The following is a 15,427-nucleotide window of genomic DNA, read 5'->3' as shown; positions in this document are numbered from 1 at the left end:
CGAATAATTAGCAGAACTTGAAACACCGCAATTAGTGAGTAATGTTGCAAAGTAGACCGCTCCCATAAGTTCGGGAGCTACTCCCATAAGTTCGGGAGCTACTCCCATAAGTTCGGGAGCTGCTTCCATAAGTTCGGGAGCTGCTTCCATAAGTTCGGGAGCTGCTTCCATAAGTTCAAGAGCCACTCCCATAAGTTCAGGAACCGCTCCCATAAGTTCGGGAACTGCTCCCATAAGTTCGGGAGCCGCTCCCGTAAGTTGTGAGACTGCTACAGTTGCAATATTGATAACTACAGGCTAAGTATGGTGACACCAACTTCAATATTGCTGATGATACCTTAAGCATTCAAAGGTAAGGGTACGCAGTCATGCGCCTATACCGCGTGTTGCATCCAAAATTTTTGTATTTTCCTTATTTTGCCAAAATCCGAAATATTGCATAGCAAACTTGTATAAAATCTCAGTGATACCAATTCTCTAAAATCCGTCACCAAATTCAAACCCCCAAACCCAGATTTAATCTGACTTTCTTAATTACGAATTACAAATTAGTACGCCATTATGCCGCCAGACTACTCCGGTCAAAATCTCCGAGGTCGCTCTTTTAAAGGTCAAAACTTGACTGGAGCCAACTTTAGCAAGGCAGATATTAGAGGGGCAAACTTTACCAAGGCGATTCTTAAAGATGCTGACTTCACAGGTGGTAAGGCTGGACTACAGCGACGTTGGACTATTGGGTTGCTTATAGCCTCGTGGCTGCTATCGGGAATATCAGGGTTTTTCTCAATCTTAGTTGGTGTATTGGTCGCATATATTTTAGATATCAAAAGCACTCAAAACGTCATCATCGGGATAGTTTCCCTAATTTGGATACTGGTTTTTTGTATTATTACTATTCGTAAGGGTTTAACAGCAGGTTTAGGAGCCTTCGCCGGAGCCTTCGCCTTCGCCTTCGCCGGAGGCTTCGCCGGAGCCTTCGCCGGAGGCTTCGCCGAAGCCGTCGCCGGAGTCGCAGCCGGAGCCGCAGCCGCAGCCGGAGCCTTCGCCGGAGCCGCAGCCGCAGCCGTAGCCGGAGCCGCAGCCGGAGTCGGAGCCGTCGCCGCAGCCGCAGCCGTAGCCGTCGCCGCAGCCGTAGCCGGAGCCGCAGCCGTAGCCGTCGCCGTCGCCGGAGCCTTCGCCGGAGCCTTTGCCGGAGCCTTCGCCGGAGCCTTTGCCGGAGCCTTCGCCGGAGCCTTTACATTATTTAGCGCTTACATTGGCTGGCGTAGTTTAATGGGAGATGAAAAAGATGCTTGGATTCGCTCATTTGCTCTCGCCTTTGCTGCGACAGGTGGAACCAGCTTCCACAATGCCAATTTAACCGATGCTGATTTTACTGGTGCAACCCTGAAAAACACAGATTTTAGAAAAGCAAACCTAACACGCACCCGTTTTTATGAAGCAAAAAAACTTGACTTTGCCAGAGTTGACGACACCATATTAACTAAATTAGCTGTTATAAAATTACTCGTCACTGGTAATGGTCGAGGAAAATCTTATGCTCGTGCAAACCTGAAAGGCGCTAACCTGATAGGTGCAGATTTAAAAGAAGCGAATTTAAAAGATGTTGATATTACAGAAGCCACCTTCCAAGGCGCTTGTTTAGAGCGGGCAAACCTAACTTTAGCTCAAGCTGTAGGTACTAACTTCACCAGCGCCCAAATGACAGGTGCTTGTGTAGAAGCGTGGAATATTGAAAGTACAAGCAAATTAGATAATATAGATTGTCGCTTTATTTATCTTCTCGAACATCCCAAGCCTGAAACAGAAGACCGCGAACGCCGTCCTAGTAGTGGCGAATTTCAACCAGGAGAATTTACCAAGCTATTTGAAGAAGTTTTAAATACTGTTGATTTAATTTTCCGCGATGGTATCAACTGGAAAGCTTTTGTTAACGCCTTCCAAACAGTACAAAATCAAAATGAAGACACAGAATTAGCCCTACAGAGTATTGAAAATAAAGGTGATGGTGTAGTAGTCGTTAAGGTTGGTGTACCTGATGGTGCTGATAAAGAAAAGATTCATAGTGATTTTGCACAAAGTTATCAGCTGACATTGCAAGCTGTAGAAGAAAAATATAAAGCACAATTACAAGCTAAAGATGAGCAAATAGTCGTTTATCGCCAACAAAGTGGAGAGATGGCAGAGATTGTAAAATTATTAGCTAATAAACCGATTAATGTTCAAGTTGACAATAAAGTTGAGAATAAAAATATGACTAACAGTAATGATGCCAGCCGCAAAATTGAAATTGGCAGCGTTGGCAGAGATTTTAATGCCAGTGGACAAGCTTTAAATTTGGGTGATATTAGCGGTACGGTAACAAATACTATCAACCAGTTACCAGCGTCTCCCGAACCAGAGAAACCGGGAATTAAGGAATTGTTGACGCAATTGCAAGCAGCGATTGAGGCTGATACAAACTTACCTCAAGAAGATAAAGCTGAGGCATTAGAACAAGTGAAAGCCTTAGCAGAAGCGGGGAAAAGTCCTCAAGAGGGGGCGATGCAAAAGGCGGCGAAAACGGCTATAAAGATTTTAAAAGGGACAATTTCTAGTTTACCCAGTGCCACAAAGTTGGTTGAACAGTGCAGCAATCTATTGCCGTTGATTTCAAATTTTTTGGGTTTAGGGTGATCAGTTGGTGATTCACTTTTACCTCTCTCCAAACCTCTCTCCTAAGAGGAGAGAGGCTTTGAATCTTACTCCCCTTCCCTTATAGGGAAGGGGTTGGGGGTTAGGTTTCTTTGCAGTACGCTGGGCACAGATGGCGCAGAGAAGGTAAAATTATAAGTAAAAGTATTAAGAATTTTAAATAAACTAATCAATGTCCAGCATTTCTCTTGACAAAAGTAACTCTCATGTCGCCGTTATCGGTGCCGGAATAGGTGGACTGACTGCTGGAGCATTATTAGCTCATAGAGGTTACAGCGTCTTAATTTTGGATCAGGCCCTCGTACCCGGAGGCTGTGCTTCGACGTTTAAACGGCAGGGATTTACCTTTGATGTGGGAGCAACTCAGGTGGCGGGGTTGGAACCAGGGGGAATTCACCACCGCATTTTCTCAGAATTGTCAATAGATTTACCGCCAGCAACGCCTTGTGATCCTGCTTGTGCAGTCTATTTACCTGGGGAAAGCACACCAATTAATGTCTGGCGCGACCAAGAGAAATGGCAAGAGGAACGACAAAAACAGTTTCCTGGTAGCGAACCGTTTTGGCAGTTGATGGCAACTTTATTTAATGCCAGTTGGGAATTTCAAGGACGCGATCCGGTGCTACCACCACGTAATTTATGGGATTTGTGGCAGCTAGCGCAAGCAGTGCGTCCCAGTACATTAATTACTGTACCCTTCACTTTGTTTACGGTAGGAGATGCTTTACGGTTATGTGGACTGGGAAATAACCAACGACTGAGGACTTTTTTAGATTTGCAACTGAAGTTGTATTCCCAGGTGGATGCAGAGAAGACAGCATTACTTTATGCCGCAACAGCGTTGAGTGTATCCCAACTGCCCCAAGGATTGTTTCACCTCCAGGGAAGTATGCAAGTACTAAGCGATCGCCTGGTACAATCTTTAGAAAGAGATGGCGGCAAATTGTTGATGCGCCACACTGTAGAACAAATCAAAGTAGAAAACGGTAAAGCCAGTGCTGTAGTCATTAGAAATCAGAAAACTGGCGAAGTCTGGACAGAAGCAGCCGACCATATAGTTACTAATGTCACCGTGCAAAACTTGGTGCAGTTATTGGGAGAACAAGCGCCATCTGCATATAAAAACCGCGTGGAAAAACTACCCCAAGCATCGAGTGCGTTTGTGATTTATTTGGGTGTAGATGCCAGCGCGATTCCGCCTGGATGCCCTCCCCACCTGCAATTTTTGTATGATGTGAATGGGCCCATTGGCGAGAATAATTCCCTATTTGTTTCCGTCAGTCATCCTGGAGATGGCCGCGCACCAGAAGGGAAAGCGACAATTATCGCTTCTTCATTTGTCGATCCTGCACAGTGGTGGCAGACTGATGATTATGAAGGACTTAAAGAAAAGTTTACCCAAGAAGCGATCGCTCGTCTTGCCCAATACTTCTATCTCAAACCAGAAACGATTATTCATCAAGAAGCCGCAACACCGCGCACCTTTGCTCATTTCACAGCCCGCGATCGCGGTATAGTTGGCGGTATTGGTCAAAGAATTCCTACCTTTGGCCCCTTTGGGTTCGCCAATCGTACACCAATCCAGCATCTGTGGTTAGTTGGTGACTCCACCCATCCAGGCGAAGGTACTGCTGGAGTGAGTTATTCGGCGCTAACGGTAGTTAGGCAAATTGAAGCGCAAAACTGATCAACTAACACTAATTGAAAAGTCCTCCTTCGTTGGCAGGCAAGTCATACTTGTAACCGATGACAAAGGGGACAGAAAACTGCTGAAATAAGATTAGTATTGCTAATCTGGAGTAATGACAGACAGCGTTTTAATTATTGGTGGACGGGGGCGGATTGGTAGCACTGTTGCTCAGGATCTAGCTACCCATACGCAGGCACAAATTACGATTACTGGACGTTCTGCGGAGTTTGGGGAGGCTGTTAGCTTGTCTTCGGGAGGACAAGTGCAGTTTTTGGTGTTGGACTTGGCAGAACTTGACAAGCTGCGAGATGCGATCGCAAACTCTAACTTAGTCATCCACTGTGCTGGCCCATTTCACTATCGAGATACTAATGTTCTCGAAACCTGTATTGCTCAAGGCGTTAACTATGTAGATGTCAGCGACCATCGTTCCTACACCAGCAAAGCTCTCAAGTATAATGAACAAGCTGCTGCGGCTGGCGTGACGGCAATTATTAATACTGGCATTTTTCCTGGTATTTCTAACAGCATGGTACGTCAGGGAGTTGAACAATTTGATCAACCAGAAAAAATCCATTTAAGTTATTTAGTTTCGGGTTCTGGTGGTGCTGGCATTACAGTGATGCGGACAACTTTTCTTGGGTTGCAGTATCCTTTTGAGACTTGGATAGATGGAAAATGGCAGGTAGTCAAGCCTTATAGTGAAAGAGAACTAGTTGAGTTTCCACCTCCATATAGACGCACCGGAGTTTACTGGTTTGATATGCCAGAAACCTTTACACTGCCCAAAGCCTTCCCATCAGTAAAAACTGTAATTACTAAGTTTGGCTCTGTTCCCGATTTTTACAATCACCTAACTTGGATTGCGGCACACGTTTTTCCCAAGTGGTTAATGCAGCGTCGTTACATGATTGAATTTCTGTCTCATGTCAGCCATTCGATGACAGATGTTACAAATAATTTTAGTGGAATTGGGGTAGCAGTTCGTTCAGAAGTTACAGGGCAAAAAAATGGTGAAACAGCCCTTTATTGTTCAACTGTAGTGCATGAGAATACAGCTGTGGCTTCTGGTTGCGGCACAGGTAGTATTGCCCAATTATTGCTAGAAGGTAAACTCAAGAAACCAGGTGTTTTTGCTGTGGAAGAAGCACTACCAACAAATTTATTTGAAGAGGTAATGCAAAGCCGAGGAATTAAAATTAATCACAGTTGGTTATAGCTTAATACGCTTGGGTTAAGCACACTAAGTAAAAATTTCATCTGATTTCACGAAATATTCAGATACATAGATGGGGGCGTACAAATGTACGCCTTTACTATAGGTAAAAATTAATATACCTTGCGATAGAAGGAAGAACTGTACGTAAACACTTAGGATGCCTGTGAGCCTTAAATATAGAATATATTTATACATGACCAAGGCTCATAAAATAAAAAGAGGAGATTTTTTCGTGCAAAAAATTTTATTAACTTTAAAGCAAGCGTTACGTTCAAGTTTTTTGGTTGTTGGCTTAATAATTTTCATCAGCTTGTCAGCTTCCTTTCTTTTCATTCAGCAAGCTAGTTATGCAACTACTCTTGAAGAATTAAAGCTAGTACCGCCAGAATATAAACCAAATTCTCAAGAAAAAATTAATCGCGCTAACGAATATGACCCAGGTGTTGGTGTTGAAGAAGAAGAACGAGAAGAAGCTTATGAGGAAGCAGTAAAAGATGCAGGAAGCCTTAGTACTATGGAGGAGGCTTACGAAAGGAATTTAAAGGCTGAACAAGAAGGAAAGCCCCAAGAAAGTTTTGGTGAAAAAGCGAAAGAAGTTATTGAAAAGGTGACAGGTAAATAGTAAATGTAAACCTAACCCCTAACTCCTTCTTGACAAGGGATGCAAAGTAAGATACAAAGCCTCTCTTCGGTTTGAAGTCAGGTTTAGAAAATTAAATTGTAGGGTGTGTTATGCCAAAGGCTAACGCACCTTAAATTATTGATGGTGTCTTACTCTCGGCGATAACACACCCTAGAAAAATTGCCTTTACTCAAATTCGTCTATTGTGGTGGGAGGAGTAGTTTTTCTCTCATGAGCAAAATTGCGTTCATACCACTTCATTAATGGAGTTGTACTAATTCCATGCACAATCACCGAAACTACAATAGTAGTGTAAGTTATCCAAGCAATTTGTTCGGCTGCTTCACCTTTCAAGCCATGACCAAATGCATAGGCAAGATAATATAAAGAACCGACACCGCGAATACCAAACCATCCAAATAATAACCGAGTTCCTGGGTGTAAGGTTCGGCGGTGTGATTCTAGAGGACGTTTACCTATTGTGCTAATCCAAACTCCTACAGGTCTGATTATCAAGAATAACAAAATTATCACTATCAAAGATTGCATAGCATAATTAAGCATTGGTTTCAATAATAATATTGAACCTAATAGTAAAATTGTCCCAACTTCCAGCAGCTTTTCAATTTGCTCAACAAATTCCAATTGTGCTAGCGGTTTTTCAGGATTTCTGTAACTGCGTTGCACAACTAACCCGGCAACAAATACCGCCAGAAATCCATAGCCATTCACCATTTCTGTTAAAGAATAAGTTAAAAGAATTGTGCTGATAGCAATAAAGTCTTCCATTAACTTATCGGTAGCACGGCGTTTCTGAATTTTTTTTTCAATCCAAACTATAGATTTTGCAACAACAATTCCCATAACAATACCAGCTGCGATCGCCCATATTAAATCAACCGCAATCCACTGTTTAAACCAGTCGCTCCAGTTATCATTTTCTAAGGCATGAATGCCAAAATAAACGAAGGGGAAAGCTAAAGCATCATTTAACCCACCTTCAGAAGTTAAACCAAATCTCAACTCATCTTGATCATTTGTACTTGTGAGTTGTACTTCTGATGCTAATACTGGATCGGTAGGTGCGAGAATTGCTCCTAATAAAATTGCTTCTCCCCAATTCATCCCTAAAAACAATTTACCCACCACAGCCAGAGCAAAAATTGAAATTGGCATCAGAAATACAATCAATCGCACCGTAATATCCCAAACACCCAACTTTAGAGGACGAACAATTCTTAAGCCGCAGCTAAACACAGAAATAATTACTACAAGTTCTGTTATTTTCTCCAGCAGTTCGGTGTTAAAAACGTTATCTCGACGTAACTGAATCAGCCCTAAGGCAGAAGGGCCTAGAAAAATACCAACTACTAGGTAGATGATGGCAAAAGAAAGGGGTAAGCGAGTAATCCAACCTGACCCTAACGTTACCATCAGCAAAAGTAGACCAATCACAAATAGGTCAATAATATAGATATCTACCATATAGCGGTTTACATAAATATAAGGTATTGCTTTGTAAGCTTAGTTCCAATATCTTCGTATTAGAATTTACCTATAGGCAGATTTTCTGGGATTAGAATTCAGAGGCACCACCAAATTGGAGAAGAAAGGAATAAATAAATTTGGCGTTGGCTTTGCCCATCGTAGAAATTGTGCTTTGATTATTTGTTAGAAGTCTTTTAACTAATCGGATGTAGCACAGGAATATCGCTAAGACACACCTAATACGCTTTTACGAATGGTTTATAAGCTAAACGACATCTAGTTTGCATATCCAAAATTTATATAATTCTTGTGGCATAGTCCGAAAAGCCTACGCTAATTATGCAAATTAAATGTGGAACAGCTTAATCGTGTCCGATTAAAGACTTATGATTAATACCGCAAAGAGGAGGGATTTTGGGCTTTCTGCATAGATTCGGGAATATAGCTAATTAGCCGGACATGATATATTTCCTACTTTCTGACTCAGATATCGCCAAGTTTAGTACAAATATACTATAATGAGTATAGCGTCCACAAAGCCTAGCCAAATGCATAATGGCTCTGTGAAAACCTTCTGGAAGATGGATTCAAGGGTTAGTTCGATGATGAAGCATTATATTCTCAACCTCAATCCGACTGCCAAGCATGAATGGGATCGGTGTATTTTACGTGACCCGCTGACTGCCAAACGCCCAGACATTGCTAAACTAATTGCCGAAGCAGTTGGTGCTGATACAGGTAGTTATTTGGTGAGCGTGAATATCGAAGTTCAAGTTCTGGAGCAAGCCGCAGTACCTCAAGCCGAACAACTCTCGCTTTCATTTCCAGAAGTGAGTGTGCCCTCACAACCACAACTGCGGGAAGCAGCTTGAGCTAAAGTACAGAATTTAGCAGAAAATAATTAGCCTGCATAAGCAGGCTTACTTTGTTAGCCGCATACTTCAATATCCACCAAGCTGAGTTAAGTGTAAAAATGCTCTGTGACAGCCTTTTGGTAAATGAATTCAAGGGTTGGTCTTATACTTAAACACTACATTATTGACCTTAGAGGAAAATTATTAAATGATGCAACTGAGTCATTATCCAGCTGCGATCGCACAAGCTGCTCAACGGGCTAATGAAATAGACTCTCAGTTGATGGCAGTGCAGCACCAAGTTAACCGATTTGAAGGCAATGCAGACCGCACCGCCGCCTTTGAGATGGATTTGAAAAATGATGCTCAACGCAAGGCTCGTCGCTTTGAGGTGTTGCTTGTGAATCAGGAATATCAAAAAGCAATAGACACTCAAATTCGATTAACTGTCGATAAAGCAAATGCCATCGCTCATTTGGAATATCTGCGTAATCAGTTTAGTGTAGCTAAGTTGGAAGCAAGATTAGCGATCGCTCAACAACTCTCTGATTTTGAATCTCGTGAATTAGTTGGTTTGTAATTACACCCATAAACCCCAGACTTGAATCTGGGGTTATCCAAACAAAATCGGTGATTGTAGATTAAGCAAGTAATTATAATCTGTGGGACAGCAGTTGGGCAATTTGCTGGTTAATAATTGCAACATCAAAACGCCCACTAGCAGTAGTCCTGGCATTATTGGCTATAGTTGCAGTTATTTCCGTCTCCTGTAAACAAGTGCTAATTACTTCTGCAAGTTCCTGGGGTTCTCCTGGTGTGACTAGAAAACCATTAAGTCCATGTTCTACTAATTCCATTACACCCCCAGCTTTTGCTGCAACTACAGGTTTTTCACATAGCATCGCCTCTACAATCACTCTACCAAAGGGTTCTGGTGAAGTAGAGGTATGTGCCACCAAGTCACAAGCTGCCATTAACTGGGGAATATCAGAACGAAATCCTAAAAATTTGACACGGTTTTCTAGCCCCAGTTCACTAACTTGTTGGTGTAACTTTTGGACATAATCTTGTTCGCCAAATAGTGCATCACCCACTAAAATTGCTATCACCTCTGGCGGACACTTAGCAAGGGCATCAATTAAAATATGCTGCCCTTTCCAAGGTGCAAGACGGCTAAAGTGTCCGACAACAAATTTTCCTTGCAATCCTAACTGTTGTTGTAGTTTATTAATGTCAGATTCATCAGTTTGATAAATTTTTGGATTAAAGCCGTTATAAACAACTTCGATGATATCTGAGCGTCCTCCTGCTTGCACAAAGGCTGTCTGGCTAGCTTGAGAATTCGCAATTACTAATGATGCAAAACGATTAGCCAAGTTAATAGCAATGCGAAGATTAGTTTGGCTAAAATGTTCTTTGGAAAGAATATCATGCAAATGATAAACTAAAGGGCGACGACTGAAAAAACTTGCCAATGCTCCGACAACTAAGGCTTTTTGAGTATTGGCATAGATTAAATCGTATTCACGTGCTTTTTTAACTACCTTACTAATCAAAGGTACAAGTTGTCCGAAACTCTTGAATCCTTGTAGCAAACTGCTTTCTTTGCGAACTTGGATGGCTTGAGTTGTGAAAACTTCTACTGGGATATGATTTTGCTGTAATAAATGTTTAAATGGCCCATCTGCAAATAAACCTACTAAAGCGCGATCGCCATAAGGTTTAGCAATATCTATTAAACATAATTCTGCACCGCCCGGTTTACCGCTTTGATCTAAGAAAAGAATTCTCATTAAACTTATTTTTATCTAATTTGACCCATGTAATGCCCCTAGCATTTATTAAACTTACTTGTTTAAGCTAATAAAATATTGCGTACTTGTTGGGCAATTTGATTCCAATCGTAGTGTGTGGTGGCGTACTGGCGACAGGCCGATCGTGAAGGTATGGGGATATTTCCCAAAAGCACTTGTTCTAATTTTTCAGCAATCGCTGAGGCTTCTGTTGTAGTAGTAATTAAATCGGGTGCAAATTCTGATAAAATTTCTGGCATACCCCCAACTGGGGTACATAAAACAGGAGTACCACAGGCTAAAGACTCGATTATTACTAATCCAAATCCTTCAAAAGATTGACTAGGCATAATAGTCAATTCAGCAGCTTGGTAAGCTATGGGCAATTGCTCATCAGGGAGAAAACCTAAAAATTTAACGTTGTCTTCTAGTCCTAATTCTGTAGCCTGTTGTTGTAGTGCAGCTTGGATGTGACCACGACCTGCGATCGCTAGCCAAACATCTGGTATTCTGGACTTAATTATAGCTAGAGCTTGCAATAATTTGTCAACTCCCGTTCGATGTACTAAGCGGCGTGATGTAAATATAATCCGGCGATTACTAGGCCAGCCTAACTTTGCACAAGCCTCCTGGGGTGATAAATTTGGTTGAAACCAATTAATATCAACCCCACCGGGAATAACATTAATTTTGCTCCACGGTACTTGATATTGATCGTGCAAAATTTTTCCAAAAGCTTTGCTCAAAACAATGAAGCGATCGCAGCGATTATAAGTGTTTTGTTCTATTAGCCAATGCTTAATTAAAAGACTGAGGTTTTTATTAACTACCTCTTGCTGACTTTCAGAAGCCCAAGGACCATGAAAGTTAAAAGTAACTGGTACTCCCTTTGGCAAAATATCTAAAATAGGAAAGCTGTATAATGCAAAGTGCAAATTAATAGCATCTGGTTTGCTCGTTCTTGTTTTCTGAAAATTATTACGAATCGACCATAATCTTTGCCAAATAGCACTATCGGGACTCGCCAAGTTAGTCAGCTTAATTGGTGAATTTAGTTCAGCGTCTGGTAAACCGACTCCGCATAATTCAATCCGATCTTGATTTGCGGCTAATTTATGAGTTAGTTCATAAATATACCTTTCTAGTCCTCCGGGACTTTTGGGAAACCAACCTAATCCAAGGGTGAGAATAGATGCAGATGCTGAATTCAAACTTCTTTTTTTATTAGCTTCCATCGGTCTCCTATAAATGTATTAAAACAGTAGTGGTACACAGATGTGCGCCCCCACTGCGTGTTGTATGCAAACCCAAATCACTATAATTTCGGAATACACATTACTAATAAGAGTTTTTTTATGGAACACTAATTTATAAACTATTTTTATGCCAACGTCAATAATGAATTAAAACCTGTATTTTTATTAACTAAATAACACGGACTACGATAGATATTGTACTTAAAATTAACCAAGCTGTATGCTAGATATACCAACAACAAACTACTGACTAACAATCAATACTGTATTAAGGGTTACAACAAATAAAGCAAATACTAATATTTTTAAAGTATTACTTGAGATTTTAAATAATAATGTGGGTTTGATAAAGTTTATGTGAATAGTACATTTTTAATCCTGATAGATTTTTATTTATCTGTCATCAGATGTCTCGCTCCGAAAAAATTGTATATTAGTTAATTAAAAAGCAGTCATATATTGTGCGGATTTCATAAAAGGTAATTGTATATAAATAATTAAAAGCTGAAAAATATATGATAAATAAATTACTGGCGAAGTTAGTAAAACTTCGTCATGAACTCAATCAGCAGGTAAAAAAATTATCTAAGACTAGATATTTACAAAGAAGTAAAACTTTAAATTTTTTGCTCAGTATGACTGTTGCAGTCATTGTTACTAGCATTGGAATTACAACAGACTGGGCAACAACAGAAACACCCACGCTTAACTACAAAGCATCGCCGATAAGTAATACTATTGACAATGCAAATTTGCGGGTACAAAACAATACTGAAACACCCACGCTTAACTACAAAGCATCATCGGTAAATAATACTATTGACAGTAAAAATCTGCTAGTAGAAAACAATACTGAAACACCCACGCCTGACTATAAAACATCGTGGATAGGTAATACTATTGGCAGTGGAAATCTGCGGGTACAAAACAATATTGAGGCCATGTATGTTGCCCCTGATGGCACAGTTTATACCAACAGCCATTGGGATGAAGCAGCAATGGAGGCAGGAATATATAAAGATGGTAAGGTTATTGCTGCCCTTGGGGATACTCACGGCTGGAGTCGTGGCGGTGGTAAAGCTGTAACAGCAAATAGTAAATATGTTTATATTGCCATGACTCAAGGTTCGAGGGGCAATATAAAAGAAGATTACCCACCAGAAGGAACAACTTGGTATAGTGTTAGACGCTATGATTTGTCAGGAAAACCTGCACCATTTCCGAATGGGCGTGGCTGGGATAAAAGTATGTTGATTACCAGTACTAAAAGTGAAGTCACTGGATTAGCAACTGTAGGAAGCGAGTTGTATGTGAGTGATTTTGCTGCTAACCAGATTCGTGTTTATGATACTGATACGATGAAGGAACTCCGCAGCTTTACCTTTGCTAATCCGGGAGCAATAACTATCGATCCACAAAAAAATCTGTGGATTATTCAAAGTAAAAATGGTAGTAAGCCTGCAAAAATTTTACATTATTCCCAAAGTGGAAAACAATTGCCTCAACAGATTGCAGATATCGTCGAACCAACAGCGATCGCTATTAATCATCAAGGTAAGCTGTTAGTAGCAGAAAATGGCCCGCGTCAGCAAATATTGATTTATGACATCAAAGATAAACCGATACAGGTGGGTAGTTTTGGTTCTAAAGGCGGTATCTATGCGGGAGTTCCTGGTGAAGTTCGAGATTTGAAACTTTACGGACTTACCGGAGTTGGTACAGATGCTTCAGGTAATATCTATATAAATAGTAATGGTTTCAACAAATCAGGAACAGATTTGCGGAAATTTTCGCCATTGGGAAAACTAATGTGGCGATCGCTGGGATTGATATTTGTCGATAATGCAGATGCCGATCCAAAAACTGATGGTGTCGATTTATTCACCAAACAAGAACACTATTTGATGGATTACAGTAAGGCTGCTGGTAAGCAATGGACTTACAAAGCCTACACCTTAAATGCTTTCAAATATCCTCAAGATCCACGTCTGCATACATCCCCAGATGGAACCTTTGTTCGCCGCATCCAAGGGAAGCCGTTTTTGTTCCTCACAGATATGTATAACAGCTTTCTGCAAATATATCGTTTTAATTCCGCTACAGATGGTAAAGTCGCCATACCCGCCGGAATGTTTGTCGGTACTAATAGCGCAGATAAACCATTTATCACCGGAAATTGGCCACCGCATCAACCAGAACAAGGGGAATGGATCTGGCGCGATCGCAACGGTAATGGCAAATTTGAAAAGAACGAATACGATCGCAGCAAAGATTATCCTTATCTCGGCGGTTGGTGGGTAGACAGCAAAGGAGATGTTTGGAAAGCTTTGCGAACAGAAGATGGCATTCGACATTATCCTTTACAGGGAATAGATCCTAAAGGCAACCCCATCTACAGCTATAGTTCGATGGAAAAGCAAACTACTCCCAAAATATTTAACGACTTGCGGCGGATCGAATATTTCCCTGAAACAGATAGTATGTATTTGTCAGGTTTTACGGTAGATCGCCCTGCATTTAGTGACGATGCTGGAGTTGCTGGATCTGAGATTGCCTGTTTTGACAATTGGAGTAAAGGAAATCGTACTCCCAAATGGCGGATTGTAATTCCCTACGACAGCACTGGTAAGCGTGAAGTGTCTACAGCAGCAATCAGTGTGGCGGGAGACTATGTATTTGCAGTAACAGTCAAAACCGCAGAGGTATATGTTTACAATGCCAAGACGGGAGCGCAAGTACAAAAGTTAAAACCAGGCCCAGAAGTTGGCGGCGAAAGTGGCTGGATTGATATACCCTACGGTATTCGCGCTTTTCGGCGTTCCAATGGTGAACATCTGGTATTTGTAGAAGAAAATTGGAAAGGAAAAGTGATTATGTATCGGCTGCCGGGGTGAGTATTTACAGCAATTATATCAAGTTCGGATAATCAGTTATGATTCCTACAGTCGTTGCACCCCACCCCGCCAAAGCTGTGCTTTGTCTCCCCTCCCCTTGCTAAGGGGAGGGGATTAAGGGGTGGGGTTCTGCGGGTTTAATAAGTAATCGAGTAAACATGATATTACGACATAACACAGCTTTGACTCTAAGCTTAACCAAACCGCAGATCCCCGACAACTTATACAAAGTCGGGGATCTTGTTTTTCACAAATGATTTAGGAACGTGGATTAAATAAAATGCAAAACTTCATCCTCTATCTTGCTTCCCTCTCCAATATATCGGAGAGGGATTGAGGGTGAGGTAAGTCAGGGACATAAATTGTGTGTTATTTAATTCTTATTCCTTAGTATTGCTATATGTACAAAAATATGTGATTAAATGTATCGCAGATTTAGTGTCAATTACTTTGTCATTTCCTATTTAAACTTTACCCGCGCCTGCTTCACCATTGTAATCAAAGTTTGATGGGCATCTTCCGCATCTACTAAAACATGATCGAATTGAATGCGAACTGGTACAGCTTCCCCATTTACTTGCGCTGTTAAATCCATACCCTGTGCATCAATTGACAGCATTTCGGCTGCGATCGCATCTGTTACACCACCAAAAGCCTTAGCATAAACAACTACAGCATCAGCATGATCGTCATTCATGTGCTTGCAGATGCGCGAACTAATTTCAGCAGAGAAACCATTAGACATTGTGAAGTTGAAAATGATGAATATGGCAAGAGCCTAAATTTTCGGCTATATTAATTCAAATTAGCAGAAAAAGCTAGTCTTATGCATTGTTATTATAAGTTATATCTGAAAAACAATTGTCGTTGTATATATTTTATAAGTTAAGGTTATTACTCGTACAATAATTAAATTA

At 41.0% G+C, this 15,427-nt stretch carries 11 protein-coding genes; 7 read left to right on the top strand and 4 right to left on the bottom strand.

Annotated features, from left to right (window positions below):
- The first annotated feature begins 561 nt into the window (after positions 1-561).
- The 4 genes from NLP_RS29265 (at position 562) to NLP_RS29250 (ending at position 6,225) form a co-directional block, all read left to right on the top strand.
- Positions 562-2,676: a pentapeptide repeat-containing protein gene (locus NLP_RS29265; protein WP_104909385.1), complete on the top strand. Its 2,115-nt coding sequence runs from the start codon at positions 562-564 to the stop codon at positions 2,674-2,676.
- Positions 2,677-2,866: 190 nt separating this feature from the next.
- Entirely contained in the window at positions 2,867-4,381 is a 1,515-nt protein-coding gene (gene crtD, locus NLP_RS29260) for a C-3',4' desaturase CrtD (RefSeq protein WP_104909384.1), read from the top strand.
- A 115-nt stretch (positions 4,382-4,496) separates the two neighbouring features.
- Positions 4,497-5,603, top strand: a complete 1,107-nt coding sequence (locus NLP_RS29255) for a saccharopine dehydrogenase family protein (protein ID WP_104909383.1) — start codon at positions 4,497-4,499, stop codon at positions 5,601-5,603.
- Positions 5,604-5,760: 157 nt separating this feature from the next.
- Positions 5,761-6,225, top strand: a complete 465-nt coding sequence (locus tag NLP_RS29250; protein WP_158680578.1) for a hypothetical protein — start codon at positions 5,761-5,763, stop codon at positions 6,223-6,225.
- Positions 6,226-6,411: 186 nt separating this feature from the next.
- Here NLP_RS29250 and NLP_RS29245 read toward each other — a convergent pair whose 3' ends face one another.
- Positions 6,412-7,710: a cation:proton antiporter gene (locus tag NLP_RS29245; protein ID WP_104909381.1), complete on the bottom strand. Its 1,299-nt coding sequence runs from the start codon at positions 7,708-7,710 to the stop codon at positions 6,412-6,414.
- Positions 7,711-8,315: 605 nt separating this feature from the next.
- Between NLP_RS29245 and NLP_RS29240 the strand changes: the two genes are divergently transcribed.
- Positions 8,316-8,585 (top strand): hypothetical protein, encoded by a 270-nt coding sequence (locus NLP_RS29240; RefSeq protein WP_100900343.1) that lies wholly within the window; start codon positions 8,316-8,318, stop codon positions 8,583-8,585.
- Positions 8,586-8,775: 190 nt separating this feature from the next.
- Entirely contained in the window at positions 8,776-9,147 is a 372-nt protein-coding gene (locus NLP_RS29235; protein ID WP_104909380.1) for a hypothetical protein, read from the top strand.
- A gap of 73 nt (positions 9,148-9,220) precedes the next feature.
- Here the strand turns inward: NLP_RS29235 and NLP_RS29230 are convergent, their stop codons facing one another.
- Together NLP_RS29230 and NLP_RS29225 are read right to left on the bottom strand one after the other, a co-directional pair.
- A complete protein-coding gene (locus NLP_RS29230) occupies positions 9,221-10,360 on the bottom strand; it encodes a glycosyltransferase family 4 protein (protein WP_104909379.1) in 1,140 nt (379 codons plus the stop codon).
- A gap of 62 nt (positions 10,361-10,422) precedes the next feature.
- Positions 10,423-11,595: a glycosyltransferase family 4 protein gene (locus NLP_RS29225; RefSeq protein ID WP_104909378.1), complete on the bottom strand. Its 1,173-nt coding sequence runs from the start codon at positions 11,593-11,595 to the stop codon at positions 10,423-10,425.
- Between the two features lie 536 nt (positions 11,596-12,131).
- Here NLP_RS29225 and NLP_RS29220 point away from each other — a divergent pair.
- Entirely contained in the window at positions 12,132-14,510 is a 2,379-nt protein-coding gene (locus NLP_RS29220; protein ID WP_104909377.1) for a hypothetical protein, read from the top strand.
- Between the two features lie 460 nt (positions 14,511-14,970).
- Here NLP_RS29220 and NLP_RS29215 read toward each other — a convergent pair whose 3' ends face one another.
- The gene (locus tag NLP_RS29215; protein WP_104909376.1) at positions 14,971-15,255 is read right to left on the bottom strand and encodes a DUF2470 domain-containing protein; all 285 of its coding nucleotides are present in this window, start codon (positions 15,253-15,255) and stop codon (positions 14,971-14,973) included.
- Between the last annotated feature and the right edge of the window lie 172 nt (positions 15,256-15,427).

Origin of the sequence: Nostoc sp. 'Lobaria pulmonaria (5183) cyanobiont' (assembly GCF_002949795.1) — a bacterium.
GTDB lineage: Bacteria > Cyanobacteriota > Cyanobacteriia > Cyanobacteriales > Nostocaceae > Nostoc.
The sequence above is the reverse complement of the archived record's forward strand: the minus strand, read 5'-3'. Positions and strand labels throughout refer to the sequence as shown.

Bases quoted from the DNA above. Each gene is read 5' to 3' on its own strand.
- NLP_RS29265 (WP_104909385.1), top strand. From the start codon at position 562: ATGCCGCCAGACTACTCCGGTCAAAATCTCCGAGGTCGCTCTTTTAAA.
- crtD (WP_104909384.1), top strand. From the start codon at position 2,867: ATGTCCAGCATTTCTCTTGACAAAAGTAACTCTCATGTCGCCGTTATC.
- NLP_RS29255 (WP_104909383.1), top strand. From the start codon at position 4,497: ATGACAGACAGCGTTTTAATTATTGGTGGACGGGGGCGGATTGGTAGC.
- NLP_RS29250 (WP_158680578.1), top strand. From the start codon at position 5,761: ATGCCTGTGAGCCTTAAATATAGAATATATTTATACATGACCAAGGCT.
- NLP_RS29245 (WP_104909381.1), bottom strand. From the start codon at position 7,710: ATGGTAGATATCTATATTATTGACCTATTTGTGATTGGTCTACTTTTG.
- NLP_RS29240 (WP_100900343.1), top strand. From the start codon at position 8,316: ATGATGAAGCATTATATTCTCAACCTCAATCCGACTGCCAAGCATGAA.
- NLP_RS29235 (WP_104909380.1), top strand. From the start codon at position 8,776: ATGATGCAACTGAGTCATTATCCAGCTGCGATCGCACAAGCTGCTCAA.
- NLP_RS29230 (WP_104909379.1), bottom strand. From the start codon at position 10,360: ATGAGAATTCTTTTCTTAGATCAAAGCGGTAAACCGGGCGGTGCAGAA.
- NLP_RS29225 (WP_104909378.1), bottom strand. From the start codon at position 11,595: ATGGAAGCTAATAAAAAAAGAAGTTTGAATTCAGCATCTGCATCTATT.
- NLP_RS29220 (WP_104909377.1), top strand. From the start codon at position 12,132: ATGATAAATAAATTACTGGCGAAGTTAGTAAAACTTCGTCATGAACTC.
- NLP_RS29215 (WP_104909376.1), bottom strand. From the start codon at position 15,255: ATGTCTAATGGTTTCTCTGCTGAAATTAGTTCGCGCATCTGCAAGCAC.